The sequence below is a fragment of the Syntrophorhabdus sp. genome, from assembly GCA_012719415.1.
Taxonomy (GTDB): Bacteria; Desulfobacterota; Syntrophorhabdia; order Syntrophorhabdales; family Syntrophorhabdaceae; genus Delta-02.
Genome location: JAAYAK010000153.1, coordinates 1 through 3,817 on the forward strand (window position 1 = coordinate 1; position 3,817 = coordinate 3,817).

2 protein-coding genes are annotated in these 3,817 nt (G+C 61.9%); both read right to left on the minus strand.

The window, feature by feature from the left end; genetic code table 11:
- On the minus strand, window positions 1–3,055 hold a 3,055-nt coding region (locus tag GXX82_09450; GenBank protein ID NLT23259.1), incomplete at its 3' end, for a hypothetical protein.
- The coding region (locus GXX82_09455; protein ID NLT23260.1) for a BamA/TamA family outer membrane protein at window positions 3,052–3,817 on the minus strand (766 nt) is incomplete at its 5' end. The genes GXX82_09455 and GXX82_09450, both read right to left, overlap by 4 nt.

Sequence of the window (3,817 nt, forward strand, 5' to 3'; positions counted from 1 at the left end):
CGGTGATCGTAAGGTCCGGACTGATCGAGGCCTGGAGCTCCGGCAGGTTCATGGCCTGAAAACGCTCTCCCTTCAATGTGCCTTCGAAGGTCGTGATCTTCCCCCTTGAGTGTGTCATCGTTCCGCTCGTCTTTATCGAGCCCTCACCGGAGTGGACGATAAAGGAGGACAGAGTTACCCGGTTGTCGTTGAAGAGAACGTCGGCGCTCATGTCCTTGAGCTGGATACCCGCGGGCGGTAGATAGGCGCTCGCGCCTTTAAGGTTCAGCCTGCCGGCGATCCGGGGATCGGCCAGGGTACCGCTCCCCGTCAGGTCGAAATCGACCTGCCCCCTCGTTTCCCGGGCAAGTCCGGGAAGGAGCGCGGCAACGAGGCCCTTCTCGCTCACCGTTCCCCGCATCGAGACCGTCATCGCGGAGCTTCTGTCGATGGCAATGGGGATCTTCGCGGGAAGAGGGACCCGGAACGCGGTTTCGACACGGCCGTACTGCCCGAGCCTGAGGTTCGCCTTTCCCGTGAGGGAGGTATCCTTCCAGGTCCAGTCAACGGCGGTCTCCCTGATGGGTGCCGTGATCTCTCCTTCATCGCCGCGCCAGGTGAAGGAGCCGTCGGAGATGCCGGTCTGTCCCGCGAGATCGAAGCGGCTGCCGGGCAGAAGGCTGCCTTTCACCTCACCTGACAGACGTCCCTTGAGATTCACGGTCCTGGGCAGCAGGGGTTGGAGCATGCCCATATCGAGACCCTTCCAGGCTGCCTGGAACGTCCCCTGATCAGGGAGGGAAAAGGCCGCGGGCCGTCTGGATGCAGCGCTCGCGTTGACGCGCCCATTGGTGCCGAGTTCAACGTTGAGGGACGCTCGGAGCCCTGAGGTGTCCCAGTTCAGGTTGCCGCTGATGCTGTCGGCCTTCACCGTCATCGCCCCGTGAGAGACCGCCGCGGAGGCGCTTATCTCGCCGGAAAGGGCGAGGCGCTTGCCCTTAAGCCATTTAACGCCGGCCGCGCCCGATGAGAGGCCCTCGATCTTTGTCGGGTCGATGAGTGCCCCCATCCGGGCCAGGTTGAGCCGCTCCCATTTCACCGCCGCGGAACCGATCATCGGCTCCATGGAGATGTCCGCGCTGGCATCGAACCGCTCCCCCGTCGGGCTTTTGAGAATAAAGGGGGAAAGGAAAAGCCGTTCCTGCGAGGCAATGACCGTTGCGGGCCCTGACAGGTCGAGCCGGCCGAAAGGTGTCTGCGTCCCTGACAGGCTGACGATCGTGCCCTTCCAGGCCCCATCGGCATATCCACCCTTTGCCTGCATGCTAAGCGTGTTCCCGTCGTGGGCGAGAGCGAGAGTTATCCTGTGGTCCTCCGTCTTGCCCGTGACCCCGAGATCGAGCCGTTTTGCCCTGAGGGCCCCGTAGGAAAGACCCCGGCCCGCTATGTCAACGGCGAGGCCGCCCTTGTATCCGTCAGGCATCTCCATGGAAGCGCTCAAGGACGAAAGCCTCGCGTCGTCGTAGGACATGTTCTTTCCCCGTGCGGTGAGGGCTCCGGCAGGTTCATTCTCCCGCCACCTGACCCATCCCTTCGCGAAGAGGCTTCCCGCCGCCTGCGGAAGGAGTTTCGCGGCATCATCTATCCGTATCTCACAGGCGAGGCGTTCCTGCAGAATGCCGGCAGCCGTCGCGGCAAATCCGTTTCCCTTTATGGAAAGGGCCTTTATCCTCACGATCTCGTCGCGGAACGACGCGTCCACGTCCGCCGACAGGCTCTTCTTCCGGAAGGTGCTGTTCTTCAGGGATGCCGTGAAGGACCCCTCCATCGGGTGTTTTTCAGGAAGGAGCAAGCTTCCTTTCACATCGATGTTGAGATCACCATCGAGGTCCGGTCTCAACCGCGCCGGATTGAGGCCTGACCCGGTGAAATGGGCCGTGAGCCGCATGTCCGTCTCGCGGGACGCGCTGACGCTCCCGGAGATGGAGCCGCCGAGCAGCTTCGCCTCGATGTCGGCAAGCTCGATGGTCCTGGCGTCGCCCGTAAGCTTCGCCTTCAGGTCCATCTCCTTCCAGGACGCTCCCCGGTTTTCGAGAGAGACCGTTCCCGCGAAATCCTCCATGGTCCCCGCGATATGGAGATTTCCCGATATGTCCGTCTTCACCTTTGTCTCGGGTCCAATGTCGAGACCGGCGATCCTTGCCGAGAGAGTGAATGCCGGTTCCTTTCCCGACACGTCGAGGGTTCCTTCGGCCTCGATCGTTCCTCCGGCATCCTTTCGGGAGAGCTTCCCTTCGCTCACGCGGATGGTGTGAGGCGCGATGCCGACCATGCAATGAAATTTCAAGGATTCCTGCTTTCCCGCAAAGGCCGTTGCCATGAACGACCCGGCGACCTGTTCTTTTCCCCGTGAAGAGGGGAGCCGCGCGTCGACGGATATGGCGTCCATGCCTGCGATCTTTTCCGGGAGGGTGGCTGTGAGCCGCGCCCGGAGAGCGGGCCGCACGAGGTTGATGCTCGCGGAGCCTTTGACGCCGCCGTAGGAACTGTTTAGATCAAGGGAACTGATGAAAAGAGTGCCGCGGTCCAAAAGGATGGTCGCCGACACGTCCTTCGCCATTACGGGTTCGCTGTCCGGGGAATGGTAGGCGAAGCGGCTCACCTTCAATTCCTTGATCCAGGCGTCGACAAGGGTGATCCACCTTGGCAGCCGGGGTAAACTGAGGTCGAGAGGCTCTTCAGGGGTTTCCCCTTCGACCACCGACACGCCCGAGACCGTGAGGCTGGTGATCGCCAGTTTTCCGGTGGCAAGATAAAGCGGATGCCACTTCAGATCGGCGGCGTCGACATCCACGGTGAGGCCCTCGAGACGGATGGATACCCCTTCGATGTGGAGGGAGCGGCCGATCGTGCCCGTAACCCCTTTGACCTCGACGGTCCCCGACAGGGCTCCGCGCATTCCCTTCACAAGAAAGGTGGTGCCGCTTATGGTGTAGAGGACCCAGAGCACGCAGGAAACGATGAGTATCGCCAGCAGAAGGGGGATCGCGTACCACAGATGGCGCCTTGACATCATAATCCGAACCCTATGGAGATATGGATTCTGAAATCGGGGTCTCTCACCCCTATCTGGCGGGCGATGTCGAGTTTTATCGGCCCTATGGGGCTGTAGTAGCGCACCCCCATCCCGGCACCCTGGACGAGCTGCATGTTCCTGAAGTCGTTGAAGGCGTTCCCGACGTCGTAGAACGCGGCCACACCCCAGTCGCTGCCCACGGCACGCTCCAACTCGAGGCTTCCCGTGAACACGTTCTTGCCTCCGACCACTTCGCCATCGGCATCCTCCGGTCCCAGGGACTTGTACGCGTACCCGCGGACGCTCCTGTCTCCTCCGGCGAAGAAGCGCAGGGCTATGGGCAGGTCGGCGTCGGGTTCGTTCTGGAAGGTTGCCCCCACCATGGACCGTGCTAGCAGGGACAGCCTGCCGGGAAGGGGCACGACGACACCACCGTCCCCGGTGAACTGGACGAGCCCGGTGCTGGAGCCTATCGCCTGGTGTGTGCCTTTCAGCTCCGCGGAATACCGGTAACCCTGGGTGGGGCGTATCATGTCATCATAGCTCATACCGGAGAGGCGCGCGCCCGGCAGGACCGAAAAGGTGTTCGTCCTTTGCAGGCCCACATCGGAACGCTCCCTCAGGACCTGCAGGAACAAAGACCCCACAGGTACCTGCCCGAGGGTCCTTGCCTTTTCGAATTCCGCCATTATCGATTCACTGAAGAGCGATGTACCCGTGGTCTGGTCCTCGCGTTTCAGGTTGAAGCTTATCGAGGAGAAG